Here is a 16,925-nt window from a genome sequence, read left to right as displayed (position 1 = left end):
CCTCTTTCAGCTAATAATAAAACCTATTAGGAGGATTCTTACAGACTAAATACCTTGAGAAACCTAGTATTATTAACAGTTCGGATTTCAACCCACTGATTTATATACACGCTTTCCCCTAAAGCATGTATACCCCAAATTGCTGTGTGTAGTCTTTGCCTGTCTTCGTGACGGGCTTTTTTTTATCCAAAATTTGCCCTTGGTTATTTTTCGCACCTGACATACACCGGTATTTTTAGTTCATAAAAAAAAGCCATCGCCTTTACACGATGGCCTGCATACATTATTTCACTTACATTCGGAATTTATTTACTTGCCTGCCAGCGCCAGCCAGGTCTGCACGACGGTATCCGGATTGAGCGACAAGCTGTCGATACCCTCTTCCATCAGCCACTGGGCAAAGTCCTGATGATCAGAAGGCCCCTGTCCGCAGATGCCTACGTACTTGCCCTGTTTCTTCGCTGCTTTAATCGCCATCGATAAAAGCGCTTTCACCGCTTCATTACGTTCATCAAAGAGCTCAGACACCACGCCGGAATCGCGATCCAGCCCCAGCGTCAGCTGGGTCATGTCGTTTGAGCCAATAGAGAAACCGTCGAAGTGTTCAAGGAACTGATCTGCCAGCAGCGCATTCGATGGAATTTCACACATCATGATGACTTTAAGGCCGTTCTCACCACGTGTTAATCCCTGACGGGCCAGTTCTGCAACCACGGCTTCTGCCTGTGCAACGGTGCGAACGAACGGGATCATCACTTCAACATTGGTCAGGTCCATGTCATTACGCACCCGTTTCATGGCTTCACATTCCAGCGCAAAACAATCGCGGAAGCTGTCTGACACGTAACGGCCCGCACCACGGAAACCCAGCATCGGGTTTTCTTCATGCGGTTCGTATTTCTCGCCACCGACCAGGTTGGCGTATTCATTCGATTTGAAATCAGACAAACGCACGATCACGCGTTTTGGCCAGAAAGCTGCGCCCAGCGTGGCGATCCCTTCGGTCAGACGCGCCACGTAATACTCACGCGGGCTGTCATATCCCTGAATAAGTTTACTGATTTCGGTCTGCAACTCCGGTGTCTGCTGGTCAAATTCCAGCAATGCTTTCGGATGCACCCCTATCATGCGGTTGATAATGAATTCTAACCGCGCCAGACCAACACCTTCATTTGGCAGGCAGGCAAAATCAAATGCGCGATCCGGGTTACCGATATTCATCATAATTTTCAGCGGGAGCGCCGGAAGTTCATCAACCTCAGAGCTTTGTATCGTGAAGTCCAGCTCATCCTGATACACATAGCCGGTGTCGCCCTCGGAACAGGACACCGTGACCTTCTGGTTTTCTTTGAGTTTTTCAGTGGCATCCCCACAGCCAACCACTGCCGGGATCCCCAGTTCACGGGCGATGATCGCCGCATGACAGGTTCGGCCACCGCGGTTGGTGACAATCGCAGAGGCTTTTTTCATGATCGGTTCCCAGTCAGGATCGGTCATGTCAGTCACCAGTACATCGCCGGGCTTAACGTGATGCATTTCACTGATGTCATGAATGATTTTCACCGGGCCCGCGCCGATACGGTGACCGATGGCCCGGCCTTCCACCAGCACGTTGCTGCTGCCGTTGAGCTGGTAACGCTCCATCACCTGGCCGTTAGAACGTACAGTTTCCGGGCGCGCCTGCACGATATACAGCTTGCCGTTGTGTCCGTCTTTCGCCCATTCGATATCCATCGGACGGCCATAATGTTTTTCAATTAACAATGCCTGACGCGCCAGCGCCTGAATTTCTTCGTCCGTCAGCGAGAAGGTTGTGCTGAGTTCGGCGGGCACATCTTCAATCTGAACTTGTTTGCCATGCTCCTGGCTGGCTGCATACACCATGCGAATTTTCTTGGAGCCCATGGTGCGGCGCACGATGGCCGGCTTGTTTTTCGCCAGCGTCGGCTTGTGCACGTAGAACTCATCCGGGTTTACCGCGCCCTGAACCACCATTTCGCCCAGGCCGAAGGCTGACGTGATAAAGACCACCTGATCAAAACCAGACTCAGTATCTATGGTGAACATCACCCCTGCGGCCGCAAGGTCAGAACGCACCATGCGTTGTACGCCGGCTGAAAGCGCAACGCCGCGATGATCATAACCCTGATGCACACGATACGAGATTGCACGATCGTTAAATAACGACGCGTAAACGTGCTTCACTGCAGTCAGTACGGCATCGAAACCCTGAACGTTGAGAAATGTTTCCTGTTGCCCGGCAAAAGAAGCATCGGGCATATCTTCAGCCGTGGCGGAAGAACGCACGGCAAAAGAAGCATCAGGCTCACCTTCAGAAAGTTGCTGATAAGCCTCACGGAGGGAGGCTTCAAACTCAGGCAGGAAAGGCGTTTCCACTATCCACTGTCGAATTTTTTCCCCCGCCTGAGTTAACTGCGCAATATCATCTACGTCGGTTTTATCCAGTAACTCATGGATGCGATGATTCACGCCGCTTTGGTCGAGAAAGTCATTGAAAGCCTGAGAGGTGGTGGCAAAACCATTAGGGACAGATACCCCTAACTCAGACAAATTGGTGATCATTTCCCCGAGGGATGCGTTCTTGCCCCCGACTTTATCAACGTCGTTCATACCCAGTTGGTTGTACCAGATAACATTGCGTAAATCGGGATCGAGATGAGCCATGAAACAATCCTTTCTTAATATTCAGTAGGAGAGCAGAGAGTCGTCATTCATTCTCACAGTCAGAAGACAAATGACTTAATTTTATCTGACAGCGTGTCTGTTAACACCGGTTCATATATCACACTGTTATTTCGAGACTAGCATAATGATCCATAAGAGCAGGACAGGTGAATCGATCCAGCAAAACAAACTATTTTTGTTTCGGAAAATTCCACAGCCCGGCAGCGAGTCGTTCAGTTGGAAATCACAATATTCCTTATGAATCAGCATGAAATTGTCTGTAAACCCGTCACAAGCATCAGGCTATCAGAGAAGCTGACGCGCTGCTGAAGCAAATCAAAAAGCTGCGGAGAATCGCGAAAAAATTAAAATCCCATTTCATTTATTACAGTCATTTTGCGCACTGTCTCGCAGCAATGAACATAAGTCTGAAGGTCAGACTAAATAGCCTTTTTATTTATGAAATTTCTCGGTATTACTAAGCGTGTTCCCGAAAGGGTGAGGTAAACAGAAAGAAATTCAGGAGCGGTGTGTGGACAGATGTGTATTTTACATTTCCGACGGTACGGCAATTACGGCTGAGGTATTAGGCCATGCCGTGTTGTCACAGTTTCCGGTCAACGCGACCACGTATTCGCTCCCTTTCGTCGAGAGTGAGGAACGCGCTAAAAAAGTGTGCGAGCAAATCAACACCATTTATGAAAACACGGGAGACCGCCCGCTGGTGTTTTACTCGATCGTTTCACCGGACATTCGTGACATCATTAAAGCCAGTGAAGGGTTTTGTCAGGATATTGTGCAGTCTCTGGTGGCGCCGCTGCAAAATGAGCTGGGCGTGGAGCCAACGCCGATTGCCAACCGCACGCACGGCCTGACCGCCAGCAATATCACTAAATACGATGCACGTATTGCCGCCATTGATTACACCCTGGCGCATGACGACGGGATTTCTTTGCGAAATCTGGATCAGGCGCAGGTGATTTTGCTGGGCGTGTCCCGCTGCGGCAAAACACCGACCAGCCTCTATCTGGCACTCCAGTTTGGGATCCGCGCGGCAAACTACCCGTTTACCGCCGATGATATGGATAATATTCAGCTGCCTGCGGCACTGAAACCACATATGCATAAGCTTTTCGGGCTGACCATCGACCCTGAACGCTTAACCGCTATACGTCAGGAACGGGTGGAAAACAGCCGCTACGCCTCCCTGCGCCAGTGCCGGATGGAAGTTTCTGAAGTGGAAGCACTTTTTCGTAAAAATCAGATCCGCTATCTCAACAGCACAAACTATTCTGTTGAGGAGATTGCAGCGAAGATCATGGACAGCTTCGGCATGAGTCGCCGCATGTTCTGAGCCTTTTGCTGATGTGGGTGGCATAACCCGCCAACAGTGGTTGAATTCATCTGTTATTACGTTATTGTGATCGCCATCACTTCCCGGTATTCCTGCCGCAGCGAAGAAACAAATTTTAGAGAGCACCATGTCACAAACAGATGAGCTGCGTACGACGCGCATCGACAGCCTGATTACGCCTCAGGCACTGGCAGATAAATTGCCAATCTCTCCGTCGGTCGCCCAACACGTGATGGCATCACGTAAACGTATTGAAAAAATTATTACCGGTGAAGACCCGCGTCTGCTGGTGGTTGTCGGGCCCTGCTCAATTCATGATATTGAAGCCGCTATTGATTACGCCGGAAAGCTGAATGTTCTGCGTGAGAAATATCAGGATCGCCTTGAAATCGTGATGCGTACCTATTTTGAGAAACCCCGCACCGTGGTGGGCTGGAAAGGTCTGATTTCAGATCCGGAGTTAAACGGCTCATGCCGCGTTAATGAGGGTATCGAACTGGCGCGCAAAGTCTTACTGGCCATCAATGAGTTGGGTATTCCTACCGCGACTGAATTTTTGGATATGGTGATCGGCCAGTATATTGCCGATCTCATCAGCTGGGGCGCTATCGGTGCGCGTACCACTGAGAGCCAGATCCATCGCGAAATGGCGTCCGCCCTGTCCTGTCCGGTGGGTTTTAAAAACGGTACAGACGGCAACACCCGCATCGCCATTGATGCTATGCGCTCCTCCCGCACCAGCCATATGTTCCTGTCGCCGGACAAAAACGGTCAGATGACGATCTATCGCACCGCCGGTAATCCTTACGGCCATGTCATTATGCGCGGTGGTAAAAAACCGAATTATCATGCTGCAGATCTTGAACAGGCTTGTCTGAATCTTGCCGAATTCGACCTGCCACAGCACCTGGTCATTGATTTCAGCCACGGTAACTGTCAGAAACAGCACCGGCGCCAGCTGGATGTTGCGGCCGATATCTGCGAGCAAATTCGCAGCGGTTCGACAGCGGTAGCAGGCATCATGGCGGAAAGTTTCCTGGTCGAAGGAACTCAGCCTATCGTGCCCGACAAACCGCTGGTATACGGAAAATCCATTACCGACCCTTGCCTGAGCTGGGAAGATACAGAAACGCTGCTGTCCATGCTGGCGGATGCCACCGACAGCCGGTTCTGATCCATTCCGGTAAACCACGCAAGACAGCCCAGGGCAACGTTCACGTTGCCCTTTTTTTATGCCTTCAGATCGCCCGGACGCTCACCTCAATATGTTCAAAACCACTGCGTTATCCCCCGGTATTTAAAGGGCTATTTCCCGAAAATTACATTCTGCCAACAAAAATTTTCTTGATGTGTTTCTGCAATGATTTGATAATGATTATCAAATTGATATTAATTCCCATTACCATGCCTGGGCGGGATAGTGGTCAGGCGGAACAATATTTTACAAATCATTCACATAACAGCTCAAATTTTTATCTGCCCAATGGCGGATGACGTTTAAGACTACGAGGAGACAGCCATGCATTCAGTTCACTATCAGGATTATTTACAGGCAAAAGACGCTAATCCAGGTAAATACGCACGCGATCTGGCCAACATTCTTGGTATCAGCGAAGCCGAATTAACGGCCCTGCGCGTTTCCCACGACGCAGCAAGACTGAATGTTGATGCCCGCACGCTGCTCGCCGCGCTGGAACACGTCGGCGGCACAAAATCCATCACCCGCAACGAATATGCCGTTCACGAACAACAGGGCCATTATCAGAATCAGCATCTGAACGGACACGCCGGGCTTATCCTCAATCCGCGCGCGCTGGATTTGCGCCTGTTCCTGCAACACTGGTTGCACATTTTCAGCATGACGGAATCCACCGCTCGCGGCGATCGTCACAGCATTAAGTTCTTTGATGCTCAGGGCGAGGCGGTGCATAAAGTCTATACCACCGATGAAACGGACATGGCGGCGTGGAATGCGCTGGTTGAACAGTACAAAAGCGACGTTAACCCGCCGCTGCAACTCGAAGCCGCACCCGCTTCACCGGAACCGACACCTGCAGACACCAGCACTCTTGATGCCGAGTGGCGTGCGATGACAGACGTTCACCAGTTTTTCCAGTTGCTTAAACGTCATGATGTCACGCGCCAGCAGGCATTCAACGCGGTTGGCGATGATCTGGCCTGGCGGGTTGAAAACGATTCCCTCACCCGTTTACTGAACATTGCCAAAGACAGTCAGAACGAGATCATGATTTTCATCGGTAACAAAGGCTGTGTGCAAATCTTCACCGGCAAGATCGAAAAAGTGATGCCACACGGCGAATGGATCAACGTTTTCAATACGCGTTTCACTCTCCATCTGGTGGAAAGTGCCATTGCAGAGAGCTGGATCACCCGTAAACCTACCAAAGATGGCTTCGTCACCAGTCTGGAACTGTTCGCCGCAGATGGCACTCAGATTGCGCAACTGTATGGTCAGCGCACCGAAGGCACGCCTGAACAAACGCAATGGCGCGAACAGCTGGCACAACTGAGCAACGAAGGCGCCACGGCATGAAACACACACTGAAAACGCTGATCGCCACCGTCGCCCTGCTCTCTTCGCCGCTGATCCACGCCGCAGAAAAGCTGGTCAGTATCGGCGGTGACGTGACTGAAATTGTTTACGCACTGGGTGCGGGCAATGAACTGGTGGCGCGCGACAGCACCAGTCTGCGCCCTAAAGCCGTGCTGGCGCTGCCGGACGTCGGTTACATGCGTCAGCTTAATACCGAGGGCATTCTCTCCATGCACCCGACGATGGTGCTGAGCAGTGAACTGGCCGAGCCTTCGCTGGTATTACAGCAATTGGCACAAAACGGTGTGAAGGTCGTTCGCGTACCGGGCATGGCGTCAGTGGATGCCGTGCCGAAAAAGATTGATGTGATTGCCAAAGCGCTGAACCGTCAGGCTGAAGGTGAAAAGCTGATTGCGACTTATCGCACCCAGCTCTCTGCCGTCAAACACGATCCTCTGCCGGTAAAAATGCTGTTTGTGATGAGCCACGGCGGCATGAACTCGATGGCCGCCGGTCAGGATACGGCAGCCGATGCGATGATCACGTCGGTTGGTGCAAAGAATGCCATGCAAGGTTTCAGCCGCTATCGTCCGCTGTCCCAGGAAGGGGTGATTGCCAGCGCGCCGGACATTTTGCTGCTGACCGCTGACGGAATTAAAAGCTTAGGCGGAATGGATCAGGTGTGGAAATTACCCGGCGTGGCAATGACGCCAGCCGGTAAAAACAAACGCGTACTGGTGCTCGATGATATGTCACTGCTGGGCTTTGGATTACAAACTCCGGCAGTGATGACTCAGCTCCGTCAGGCGGCGGAAAACGTTAAATGAGCAGCATGAGCCCCCCAATGCCATCCCGCCGGCGCTCGCCGGTCTGGGCGCTGACGGGCCTCGGTGGAGCTCTGCTGCTGCTGGCTATTCTGGCGGCGAATACCGGTGCCATGTCGCTGTCGCTGCGCACTCTGGCAGGCCTGCCGTTCAGTGACGGATTGTGGCAGGTGTGGTTAACCGTCCGTCTGCCGCGCGTGTTGCTGGCGGTGGTGGTCGGCTGTGCGCTGGCAAGTTCCGGCGCGGTGATGCAGGGGCTGTTCCGCAATCCGCTGGCCGATCCGGGCCTGCTTGGGATCAGCAGCGGTGCCGCGCTGGCGGTGGCGGTGACCATCGTGATGCCGCTGACCCTGCCGCCGTTGCTGGCGTTGTACAGCCATATGATCAGCGCTTTTGCCGGCAGCCTGGCGATTTCACTGGTGGTTTTCACGCTGAGCCGGTTCGGACACGGCGGATTATCGCGCCTGCTGTTGGCCGGAATTGCGATTAATGCACTGTGCGGCGCGGCGGTTGGCGTGCTGACCTATGTCAGTGACGATCAGCAACTGCGCCAGTTCTCGCTGTGGAGTATGGGCAGCCTCGGGCAGGCGCAATGGCCGACGCTGGCGGTGGCCTCCTCCCTTATTTTGCCCGCCTGTATCGCCACCTTTTTCATGTCCCGCCGTCTTAATATTTTGCAACTGGGCGAAGAGGATGCGCATTACCTCGGCGTCAATGTTCGCCGGACGCAGTTGCAATTGCTGCTTCTCAGCGCGCTGCTGGTCGGTGCCGCGGTGGCGGTATCAGGCGTGATTGGTTTTATCGGACTGGTGATCCCGCATTTGCTGCGTATGCGCATCGGTGCCGATCATCGCTGGCTGCTGCCGGGTTCGGCGATGGCGGGTGCCTGCCTGCTCTTACTGGCCGACACGCTGGCCCGCACACTGGTGGCACCGGCAGAAATGCCGGTCGGGTTGATCACCAGTATCATCGGCGGTCCTTATTTTTTATGGCTGATTCTTCGCCCGGGAGTGCCGCGTAATGTCTGATTTTTCCTCCGCCCTGGTGGCAGAAAATCTGGTGTACGCCGTTGAAGGCCGCCGGTTAATTGACGATGTGTCGCTCAGTCTGCACAGCGGCGAAATGGTGGCGCTGATTGGCCCTAACGGAGCCGGAAAATCGACACTGATGCGCATGCTGACCGGCTATCTGGCACCGCAAAAAGGCCGTTGTACCTTGCAGGGAAAAGCGCTGACAGAGTGGCCCGCGCAGGAACTGGCGCGTACCCGTGCGGTCATGCGTCAGAACAGTACGCTGGCGTTTGGTTTCAGTGTGCGGGAGGTGCTGACGCTCGGGCGGTCGCCGCATGGTCAGCTGAATATGCAGCAGGCGCTGAACGACGTCATGGCGCAAACCGGTTGTCTGAATTTGGCGGATCGTGATTATCGTCATCTGTCAGGCGGCGAACAGCAGCGCGTCCAGCTGGCCCGCGTACTGATTCAGCTCTGGCAGCCCGACCCTTCACCGCGCTGGTTGTTTCTGGACGAACCGACATCGGCACTGGATTTGTATCATCAGCAACATGCGCTGCGCCTGTTACGCCAGCTGACACAGCAGACGCCGCTGTCCGTGTGCTGCGTGCTGCATGATCTGAATCTGGCGGCGCTGTATGCCGACAGGATCATTTTGCTGCACAGTGGCAGGGTGGTCGCCAGCGGAACACCTGCCGCAGTATTGAGCGAGGAGACATTGAGCCGCTGGTATCAGGCAGATTTGAACGTCTGCCCGCATCCGGAAACGGCGTTACCACAGGTCTTTCTGCGGCAGTAAATCTGCCCGCAGAGCGTGCGGTTCAGCTTGAGCAGGAAATTTCCAGATGTTTGCCCCAGTCAGGCGGCAGTACGGTCAGATGATCGTACTGCGGATCGTCACCGTACGGATCCTGCAACGCCTGATGTAACTCCGTCAGTGCACTGATATCGTCCACTTCCGCCAGCTCAATGGCCTGCTGTGCCAGGTAATTACGCAGAATGATGCGCGGATTACTCAATTTCATTGCCTGCTGACGGGTGGCGTCGTCCACGCCCTCTTCCTGCAAACGCTGACGATAACTCTGGTACCAGCTGTCAAAAGCCGCGCGGTCAATAAACGCATCGCGCAGCGGCGACGTGGCCTGTTGCTGCTCAACCTGGCTGAGCAACCGGAAAGTTTGCGTGAAATCCCTGCCCTCTTTTTCCATCAGACTCAGCAACCCGGTGAGCAGATTGTTGTCCTGCTTATTCTCGGTAAAGAACCCAAGTTTGCCCCGCATCAGCGTGCCGTAGGCTTTCATCAGCGCTGGCTCATACCCGCTCAGCGCGGCCTGTAACTGTTCAGTGCTCATCAGCCCGGACAAGGTCTGCGCCAGCCGGTGAAGATTCCAGTACGCGACTGCCGGCTGATTATCGTAACTGTAGCGCCCCTGATGATCCGAGTGATTACAGATATAACCCGGCTGGTAATCATCAAGGAAACCGTAGGGGCCATAATCCATCGTCAGCCCGAGAATCGACATATTGTCGGTGTTCATCACGCCGTGCGCGAACCCCACGCTTTGCCACCGGGCAACCATTTCAGCCGTTCGCTTCACCACGTCGCTGAACCATTGCTGGTAGCGGCTCGCCGCCACGGGCCCATTTTCTGACAGCTGCGGCCAGTGATGAGCAATGACATAGTCGGCCAGTATTTTTACCTGTTCAGGCTGTTTACGGTAATAGAAGTGCTCGAAGTGACCGAAGCGGATATGGCTTTCGGCTATGCGCATCAGCATTGCACCGCGTTCAGGTTGCTCCCGAAATACCGGCTGATCGCTGGTGACGATCGTCAGCGCGCGCGTGGTCGGAATGGACAAATGGTGTAAGGCTTCGGAGGCCAGAAACTCGCGGATGACGGAGCGCAACACTGCGCGGCCATCGCCCATGCGCGAATATGGCGTCAGCCCGGCGCCTTTCAGGTGCCAGTCAACACGTTTGCCGTCAGGCAATACCTGTTCACCCAGCAAAATACCCCTGCCATCGCCCAGCTGCCCCGCCCACTGACCAAACTGGTGGCCGCTGTAGACCTGCGCCAGCGGCAACATGCCGGGGAAAAATGTCTCACCGCACCAGAATTCGCGGTGGGCATCATCGAAGAGCGTCTGATCCAGCCCCAGCTCCCGCGCGAGTGGTGCGCTGTGATACAAGAGCCGCGCGCCCTTGAGCGGCGTGGGTGGCAAGGCAGTGTAAAATCCGTCCAGTTGATCGGCATAATGGTGTTCGAATAGCGGCATAAATCCCCCTTTTCTTTAGTGTAGAGCCGCCCTGCCGGGATTAACACGGAGTAAACGCAGGGAGATTGGTGTCGCGACATAAAAAATCCCGGCGCAGCAAGGCCTGGCCGGGATTGACTCATACTCATAAAGACGGACGATTAATGAAATTGGTCGGGCCTGATCAGCAGGCTGTCGAGTTGTTCCGGGTCTACGCCCGGCCACAACAAGCCTTTAAGGCCCTGAACGTCATTTTTACGCAAGGCATCAAAATAGTCCTGACTGTCCAGCCCATCCACCACAATGTTGCGGCAGAAACGGCTGACGTTTCTTAATAAAGAAGGCATCACGATGGTGAAATGCTCTCCCTCGTAAAGTTGCCAGAATAAGTTTTTATCCAGTTTTACCCATTTAAAAAGATGGTCGTAAACCGGTGCCATCGTGACGTTGCCTGATCCGAAATTATCCAGCCACAGCGTGAAATGTTGTTGCAGGGCGACCAGTTGCGGATTGTTCCGGCCTTGCGAAAGCTGCGGAAACGACTCGCTCAGATTCAGATGTACAAACGCATGGGCTTTAAAAGCATTTCGCAGCGGTTCATCCTCCAGCAGAATCGCCACCAGCCGCTCTTCAACACCGATATTTAAGATGACCTGGTTATCACTGAACCATTGCGCATGCTCAGTCGCCCAACGTTGCTGTTCGTTGAGAAAACGTAACAGCTGGGCCTGTGACAGCAAATTCAGCACCAGTTCTGTCGGCATAGTTAACTTACTGTCTGTGCTGGAGAAGCGACAAATTAATTCAATCGCAAGCAATTTCCCCTGAACGGAATAAATTGGCTGACACAGGTAGCTGCTGTTAAAGGCCGTATCGAATTGTATTTTCATTATTTTCCAAAACTTCAACGGCACTGCGAGGTGATTACAGTCTTTCTTGTGTCGCGGTCAGAGCAAAAAATCATGTAATCCCGAGGTATTACCGGAAAGTGAAAAATTGAATATCAAAAAATAGTTTAGGACTAATCTTATTTCCATTATGTATAACGTGCAACTCCGTCTATATGCGGATGACGTTTTATGTGCAGGGGATCGGAGATCCCCACATTTTCACTGGTCCGGAGGCGGAAAAATGTCAATTTCGCTAATGGTTATAGTGTCTTATAAGATATTGCGCAAGCTCCGGAGCGTGCGTGACGCCCCACTCTTCGGGCAGATTATTTAATGCATCTCACCAGCCAGGTATGAAGTTCCGCTAATTCTGAGCGGAAGGCCGGATACTGCTGAATAATTTTCTCGCACACCTCAGAGACATCCTGAGCGTTGTATCGCGTTCCGGTTAGCTGCCCCGCCAGCGCCAGTAAAGGGGTCGGATTCAAACTGTCGGTGAAAATTTGCGCCCGGCTGATGTCACCCTTTTCCACGTCAAAGTGAATATCCACGCCGCCCCAGACAAAACGCTCATTCAGTTCATGGCTGAACGCAGGCGCTTTGCCGAAATTCCACTCCCAGCTGCTTTGCTTAGCGAAGCGCTCAGAAAAACCCGGTAAGTCAGGGAAAACGTCCGGTGAGATGATTTCAGGTTCCACCCGTGCGCCGTACCACCCAAAGAAAGCCTCAGCCACGGCGGTGCAGATTTGCTGATGGTCAATGCCGGGAACAAATTCATTCAGATTTGCCACGCGTGAACGCACCGAGGTAATGCCTTTTGCCTGCAGCTTTTTCACATCAGGATTCAGGTAATTAGCCAGACGGCTGAGATCGGCATTAAGCAGTAAAGTGCCGTGATGAAAACCGCGATCGACGGTTTCACGGTAGGCTGAACCGGAAATTTTGCGCTCGCCTTCAGGCGTCTGAACCACCAGATCGTTGCGGCCTGAGGCACTGGCATCAATACCCAGCGTTTTTAATGCGTTGAGAATGATGCCGGTAGAGACGCTTTTGTCGTACTCCGGTTTACCGGCCATAAAAGTAAAACAGGTATTACCCAGATCGTGGAAAACCGCGCCGCCGCCGCTGCTGCGGCGTGCCAGACGAATACCGTCTTCTTCCATCCGGCGGGTATTGCACTCTTTCCACGGGTTCTGCGCCTGCCCGATGACCACGGTTTCCGCATTGCGCCACAGGAACAGCACCCGTTGCGTGGTCATTTCACGAAAGATGCAGTCTTCTACAGCCAGATTGAACCAGGGGTCGTAAGAGTCGGAGAGTAATAATCTGAGAGGTGTCATCGCGTATTCATCCTGAAAAAGTCTGTTTTGATAATAACAGCAAAAATCAGGATGAAATACGCAGGGAATTCAGGGGGAATACGTCAGATGCGTCGCGCCTGCCAGTAGACCTTACGCCAGTAAACGTTATCGAGTGAAGAACGGGTGACGCCCTGGCTGGTGGAAGCATGGATAAACTGGTCGGCGGTGTCGTAAATGCCGACGTGGAGTCCATTTTCACCGCTGCCGGTTTTGAAGAAAACCAGATCGCCGGGAAGCAGTTCATCGCGGGACACTTTAGTGCCAATTTTTGTCTGATCGGCGGTGGTGCGTGGCAGCACGACGCCGAAACGATCGCGATAGGTACGAAAAACAAAACCGGAGCAATCGACGCCGCTCGGTTGTAATCCGCCATAACGGTACGGTGCGCCATGCCACTGGCTGAGCTGGTCGTTAAGCTCGGCAACCACGGTGATGGAATCGGCAAAGCGGCCACTTGGCGGCGGTGCGTGGCTGCTGCAGCCGTTAAGAATTAACGCGGCAACAGCCAGCAGGGAATACATGGATACGGACGACCAGCGCATAGTGCATTCCTTCTCGAATAGCGTCACGGCCAAGGCCGAAACGCGAGGATTTGCGCAGGCCGGATAAGTCGCCGTTATCTAAGAACTAATAGAATTTAGCGCTATTTTATCCGTCATCCAACCTTTAAATGATGATTTTTATCGTTGCCGGAGGGCGTTAATGTGATTTTTTAGAGGGTTTGCTGTGAATGACCCACACGCCTGAGAGGATCAGTAACCCGCCGAGGGTCTTCGTCAGGCTGATGCTCTCATTGAACCACGGCAGCGCTACGGCGGCGATGTAGACCAGCGCATAGCTCAGACTCAGCAACGTATAAGCGCGGTTGAGAGGTAAAACGCGTAACGCAAAGAACCAGCAGCCCATGGAAAGCACATAGCCGCACAGGCCAAAAAACACCGCCGTCAGCGCACTTAAGTGATTCTGTACAAACACAATTGTGATCTGTGAAAGTGAAATCCACGGGATCTGTACCATGCCCCACTTCATCAGTAATTGCGCCAGCGTCACTAACAGTACGCTGGCACCGCCCCACAGATAGCCTTTCATAAACTGACACTCATCAGCGCAATACCCGACATGATAAGCACGACGCCACACCAGTGTCGGGTATCCACGTATTCATGGAAGAACCAGCGGGCGCAAAGCGTGATCAGCACGAAGTTCAGGCTGAGCATCGGATACGCCAGGCTGAGAGGCAAAAGCTGCAAGACCCGCAGCCAGAGCAACATGCCAATCCCCAGCAATATCACCGCCAGCGCCAGCCAGCGCAGGACGAATCTCACACCTTTGCCTGAAACCTGTGCGGCCTGCTTCTGACAAAGCTGGCCGGCACAGGTGATCACGCTGACCGCAAGCACCAGTAGGAGTCCGGTCATGGCAGCTTTTTATAGAACAGCAGAGCCAGACGGTTCACTTGCACCGTATGATCCGCCGGTGGCAGTTTATCGGCAGAGACAATGTTGCTGTCGAGTTTGATAACCACTGAAATATTCCCCTCCTGCCGCGCTTTTTGTAACCATGCCGGGAATCCGGCGGCATCTACAAACTTATCCTGCGCATCAGGATAACTCAGGCCGTACTCAAGCTCTCCCCTTTCATCAAACATGATGATGTCACTGCGTTTAAGCATCCACGCCAAACCGGTCGCCACACCCACGTTATCTGCCAGAATGTAACGGCTCTGGTGAAGCAGCGCACTGTTCTGATCCAGGAATGCCTGCGGCTGTTTGGAGTCGATCACTTTCTGCGGAATAGCCTGACCGATAAGCAATGCCAGCACCAGCGGGCAAATTGCCGCCCAGTACCAGCGTTTTTTCAGATCAGTCAGTGACATAGCACCGGCTAGCGCCCAGACCGCAAAGCACAAAATACCAATCAGCGCCCGGGGCAGTTCAGCACGGCCAAACACCGCTTTAACATGAACCGGCAATATTCCGGAGATCACCAGCACCGCCACGGCCATCAGCACGCCAAAGACGATGTTGATGATGCCGTTGGCTTTCAGCGCGCGCAATTTCCCTGACTGGCGGATCTGATCAAGGTGATCGGCCAGCAGCAACGCCAGCGGTGCAAAGCACGGTAAAATGTACGTCGGCAGCTTGCCTTTGGCGATGCTGAAGAAAATCAGCGGCATAACAGCCCAGCTCAGCAGGAAGAACAGCTCAGGTCGCAGCACGCGTTTAGTCCAGCCATCGCGCAGTGCTCCCGGAAGTAGCCCCAGCCACGGCAGCGCGCCGAGGCAAAGCACCGGCAGGTAATACCAGAACGGGGCTTTGTGCTGTGCGTTCGATTCGGCAAAGCGTTGAACATGCTCGACCCAGAAGAAATAGCGCCAGTAATCCGGTTCCTGACGTGCGACGGCCAGCACCCAGGGCAGGCTCAGGGCGACAGCACTGACGATCGCCAGCGGCCCCCAGCCAAACAGGGTTTTGAAGCGTTTTTCGCGCCAGACAATCGGCAATACAGCAATGACCGGTAACGCCAGCGCCAGAAAACCTTTGGTCATGAAGCCCATGCCGCAGGCCAGCCCCAGCACAATCCAGCTCAACGCCTTTTGCGGGGTGCCCGAAACGCGCAGACAAAAGTAACTGGCGACCATCGCGGCGGTCATCCACAGGGTAATCATCGGATCCAGCACGCTGTAGGTGCCAATGCTGAACACCAGCGTGCAGGAAAGATAGATCAGCGTCGCGATGTACGCCGTCTGGCGGTTACGCCACATCAGATTTGCCAGCCAGAACACCAGCAACGCGCTGAGCATGGTGCTGAACACGGAACCAAAGCGGACAGCAAAGTTGCTGTCGCCGAAGATCATCTGGCTGATATTGTTGAACCAGTAACCAGCCACCGGTTTTTCAAAATACCGTAAACCCAGCAGATGTGGCACCACCCAGTCGCCGCGTTGCAGCATTTCCCGGCTGATCTCTGCATAACGGGTTTCATCGGGTTGCCACAACAGGCGGGTGTTAAGGGGAACAAGGTAAACCAGCGCGAAAAACACCAGAACCAGTGTACTCCACAAGCTTTTATATGCTTTCGACATCAGGAAAAACCTTCTTGCTGACAACCTAACCAGCCTTCCCGTCCCGGGAAACTGGCGCGAACCACTTTGCCTTTCGGCAGCGAACTCAGATCCTGCGGGAGCAGATCACCCAGTGCGCAGAACTGGATCCCCTGCGCCGCTGCACGGGTTAATAACGCGTCAAACTGCGCGGCCAGAGACATGCCTTCCACTTCTGCGTGAATGGTGTAAACCGGCACGCCCTGATCCTCAGTGATGGCCCTGAGGATAAAGTCGTTGAAGTTATCGGCGTTAATGTCGCCACCGGCCACTTCATCGTAAGTCGGTAACGTCACCGGAATTTGTACTGTCCCGAGGGTGCCGTTTTCCAGCACAGGAAGGAACGGGTATTTTCCGCGGCAATCACTGTTGTAATAGAAGTGGAAACGCTCTTTAACTTCGATCACCCGTTCGTCAGCACGCCAGCCTGCTACCGCTGAGCATTCGACGTCATGACCGAGACTTTTTTCCAGTGCGTCCAGCCCCAGCTGAATTTGCTGCTCAAGCTGTGCTTCGGACCATTTACCCACTTTGGCCTGCCAGCCCTGATGATCCCAGGCGTGCAGCCCGACTTCATGCCCGCGTTTGGCCGTTTCTTTCATCAGATAACCCAGATCGCGCGCGATAGGTTTACCCGGCCACGCGGTACCGGCCAGCAAAATATCCCAGCCATAGAGTGACGCGGCATTGGAGCGCAGCATCTTCCACAGAAAGCGCGGTTTAAGCAGGCGCCACAAGTGACGCCCCATGTTATCCGGCCCGACGCTGAAGAAGAAACTGGCGGTAATTTTATGTTTCGCAAGCACTTGCAGTAGCTGAGGGACACCCTCACGGGTGCCGCTCCAGGTATCTACATCAATGCGCAGACCCACTTTCTTCATGAATGGCA

Annotated in this window: 15 protein-coding genes; 6 read left to right on the top strand and 9 right to left on the bottom strand. The window is 53.6% G+C overall.

The features are described from left to right. Positions 1–309 precede the first annotated feature (309 nt). Positions 310–2,685: a phosphoenolpyruvate synthase gene (gene ppsA / locus ACQZQY_RS13580; RefSeq protein WP_431295793.1), complete on the bottom strand. Its 2,376-nt coding sequence runs from the start codon at positions 2,683–2,685 to the stop codon at positions 310–312. Positions 2,686–3,217: 532 nt separating this feature from the next. On the opposite strand from ppsA, the gene ppsR reads away from it, so the two are divergent. The 6 genes from ppsR to ACQZQY_RS13550 all read left to right on the top strand — a co-directional run bounded on the left by ppsR (position 3,218) and on the right by ACQZQY_RS13550 (position 9,226). Beyond that, positions 3,218–4,039, top strand: a complete 822-nt coding sequence (ppsR, locus tag ACQZQY_RS13575; RefSeq protein WP_122095592.1) for a posphoenolpyruvate synthetase regulatory kinase/phosphorylase PpsR — start codon at positions 3,218–3,220, stop codon at positions 4,037–4,039. Between the two features lie 127 nt (positions 4,040–4,166). Further along, on the top strand, positions 4,167–5,213 hold the full coding sequence (locus tag ACQZQY_RS13570; protein WP_431295792.1) for a 3-deoxy-7-phosphoheptulonate synthase: 1,047 nt from the start codon (positions 4,167–4,169) through the stop codon (positions 5,211–5,213). Between the two features lie 345 nt (positions 5,214–5,558). Beyond that, on the top strand, positions 5,559–6,593 hold the full coding sequence (locus ACQZQY_RS13565; protein ID WP_431295791.1) for a hemin-degrading factor: 1,035 nt from the start codon (positions 5,559–5,561) through the stop codon (positions 6,591–6,593). Beyond that, on the top strand, positions 6,590–7,420 hold the full coding sequence (locus ACQZQY_RS13560; RefSeq protein WP_122095594.1) for a heme/hemin ABC transporter substrate-binding protein: 831 nt from the start codon (positions 6,590–6,592) through the stop codon (positions 7,418–7,420). Before ACQZQY_RS13565 ends, ACQZQY_RS13560 begins: the two co-directional genes overlap by 4 nt. Before the next feature lie 17 nt (positions 7,421–7,437). Beyond that, a complete protein-coding gene (locus ACQZQY_RS13555; protein ID WP_431295790.1) occupies positions 7,438–8,445 on the top strand; it encodes a FecCD family ABC transporter permease in 1,008 nt (335 codons plus the stop codon). Further along, complete coding sequence (locus ACQZQY_RS13550; RefSeq protein WP_056773505.1) at positions 8,438–9,226, top strand: heme ABC transporter ATP-binding protein; 789 nt, start codon at positions 8,438–8,440, stop codon at positions 9,224–9,226. The genes ACQZQY_RS13555 and ACQZQY_RS13550 overlap by 8 nt, the downstream gene beginning before the upstream one ends. A 22-nt stretch (positions 9,227–9,248) precedes the next feature. Here ACQZQY_RS13550 and ACQZQY_RS13545 read toward each other — a convergent pair whose 3' ends face one another. From ACQZQY_RS13545 to arnD, 8 genes are all read right to left on the bottom strand, one after another. Then, entirely contained in the window at positions 9,249–10,703 is a 1,455-nt protein-coding gene (locus ACQZQY_RS13545; RefSeq protein ID WP_431295789.1) for a protein adenylyltransferase SelO, read from the bottom strand. 140 nt (positions 10,704–10,843) lie between these two features. Next, positions 10,844–11,572 (bottom strand): EAL domain-containing protein, encoded by a 729-nt coding sequence (locus ACQZQY_RS13540; protein ID WP_431295788.1) that lies wholly within the window; start codon positions 11,570–11,572, stop codon positions 10,844–10,846. Positions 11,573–11,898: 326 nt separating this feature from the next. After that, complete coding sequence (locus ACQZQY_RS13535) at positions 11,899–12,912, bottom strand: lipoate--protein ligase A (RefSeq protein WP_431295787.1); 1,014 nt, start codon at positions 12,910–12,912, stop codon at positions 11,899–11,901. A gap of 83 nt (positions 12,913–12,995) precedes the next feature. Beyond that, positions 12,996–13,475 carry an NlpC/P60 family protein gene (locus tag ACQZQY_RS13530; RefSeq protein WP_082465713.1) on the bottom strand — a complete coding sequence of 160 codons (480 nt, stop codon included), beginning with the start codon at positions 13,473–13,475 and terminating at the stop codon, positions 12,996–12,998. A 157-nt stretch (positions 13,476–13,632) separates the two neighbouring features. Further along, the gene (gene arnF / locus ACQZQY_RS13525; protein ID WP_122096220.1) at positions 13,633–14,022 is read right to left on the bottom strand and encodes a 4-amino-4-deoxy-L-arabinose-phosphoundecaprenol flippase subunit ArnF; all 390 of its coding nucleotides are present in this window, start codon (positions 14,020–14,022) and stop codon (positions 13,633–13,635) included. Then, complete coding sequence (gene arnE, locus ACQZQY_RS13520; protein WP_431295786.1) at positions 14,019–14,351, bottom strand: 4-amino-4-deoxy-L-arabinose-phosphoundecaprenol flippase subunit ArnE; 333 nt, start codon at positions 14,349–14,351, stop codon at positions 14,019–14,021. The genes arnF and arnE overlap by 4 nt, the downstream gene beginning before the upstream one ends. Then, positions 14,348–16,018 (bottom strand): lipid IV(A) 4-amino-4-deoxy-L-arabinosyltransferase, encoded by a 1,671-nt coding sequence (gene arnT, locus ACQZQY_RS13515; RefSeq protein ID WP_431295785.1) that lies wholly within the window; start codon positions 16,016–16,018, stop codon positions 14,348–14,350. Before arnT ends, arnE begins: the two co-directional genes overlap by 4 nt. After that, positions 16,018–16,917, bottom strand: a complete 900-nt coding sequence (gene arnD, locus ACQZQY_RS13510; RefSeq protein WP_056773482.1) for a 4-deoxy-4-formamido-L-arabinose-phosphoundecaprenol deformylase — start codon at positions 16,915–16,917, stop codon at positions 16,018–16,020. Before arnD ends, arnT begins: the two co-directional genes overlap by 1 nt. Positions 16,918–16,925 lie beyond the last annotated feature (8 nt).

This window comes from Rahnella sp. PAMC25559 (genome assembly GCF_050632365.1).
Lineage (GTDB): Bacteria > Pseudomonadota > Gammaproteobacteria > Enterobacterales > Enterobacteriaceae > Rahnella > Rahnella rivi.
This window is presented reverse-complemented; position numbering and strand designations above follow the sequence as displayed.

Bases quoted from the DNA above. Each gene is read 5' to 3' on its own strand.
- ppsA (WP_431295793.1), bottom strand. From the start codon at position 2,685: ATGGCTCATCTCGATCCCGATTTACGCAATGTTATCTGGTACAACCAA.
- ACQZQY_RS13570 (WP_431295792.1), top strand. From the start codon at position 4,167: ATGTCACAAACAGATGAGCTGCGTACGACGCGCATCGACAGCCTGATT.
- ACQZQY_RS13565 (WP_431295791.1), top strand. From the start codon at position 5,559: ATGCATTCAGTTCACTATCAGGATTATTTACAGGCAAAAGACGCTAAT.
- ACQZQY_RS13560 (WP_122095594.1), top strand. From the start codon at position 6,590: ATGAAACACACACTGAAAACGCTGATCGCCACCGTCGCCCTGCTCTCT.
- ACQZQY_RS13555 (WP_431295790.1), top strand. From the start codon at position 7,438: ATGCCATCCCGCCGGCGCTCGCCGGTCTGGGCGCTGACGGGCCTCGGT.
- ACQZQY_RS13550 (WP_056773505.1), top strand. From the start codon at position 8,438: ATGTCTGATTTTTCCTCCGCCCTGGTGGCAGAAAATCTGGTGTACGCC.
- ACQZQY_RS13545 (WP_431295789.1), bottom strand. From the start codon at position 10,703: ATGCCGCTATTCGAACACCATTATGCCGATCAACTGGACGGATTTTAC.
- ACQZQY_RS13540 (WP_431295788.1), bottom strand. From the start codon at position 11,572: ATGAAAATACAATTCGATACGGCCTTTAACAGCAGCTACCTGTGTCAG.
- ACQZQY_RS13535 (WP_431295787.1), bottom strand. From the start codon at position 12,912: ATGACACCTCTCAGATTATTACTCTCCGACTCTTACGACCCCTGGTTC.
- ACQZQY_RS13530 (WP_082465713.1), bottom strand. From the start codon at position 13,475: ATGCGCTGGTCGTCCGTATCCATGTATTCCCTGCTGGCTGTTGCCGCG.
- arnF (WP_122096220.1), bottom strand. From the start codon at position 14,022: ATGAAAGGCTATCTGTGGGGCGGTGCCAGCGTACTGTTAGTGACGCTG.
- arnE (WP_431295786.1), bottom strand. From the start codon at position 14,351: ATGACCGGACTCCTACTGGTGCTTGCGGTCAGCGTGATCACCTGTGCC.
- arnT (WP_431295785.1), bottom strand. From the start codon at position 16,018: ATGTCGAAAGCATATAAAAGCTTGTGGAGTACACTGGTTCTGGTGTTT.
- arnD (WP_056773482.1), bottom strand. From the start codon at position 16,917: ATGAAGAAAGTGGGTCTGCGCATTGATGTAGATACCTGGAGCGGCACC.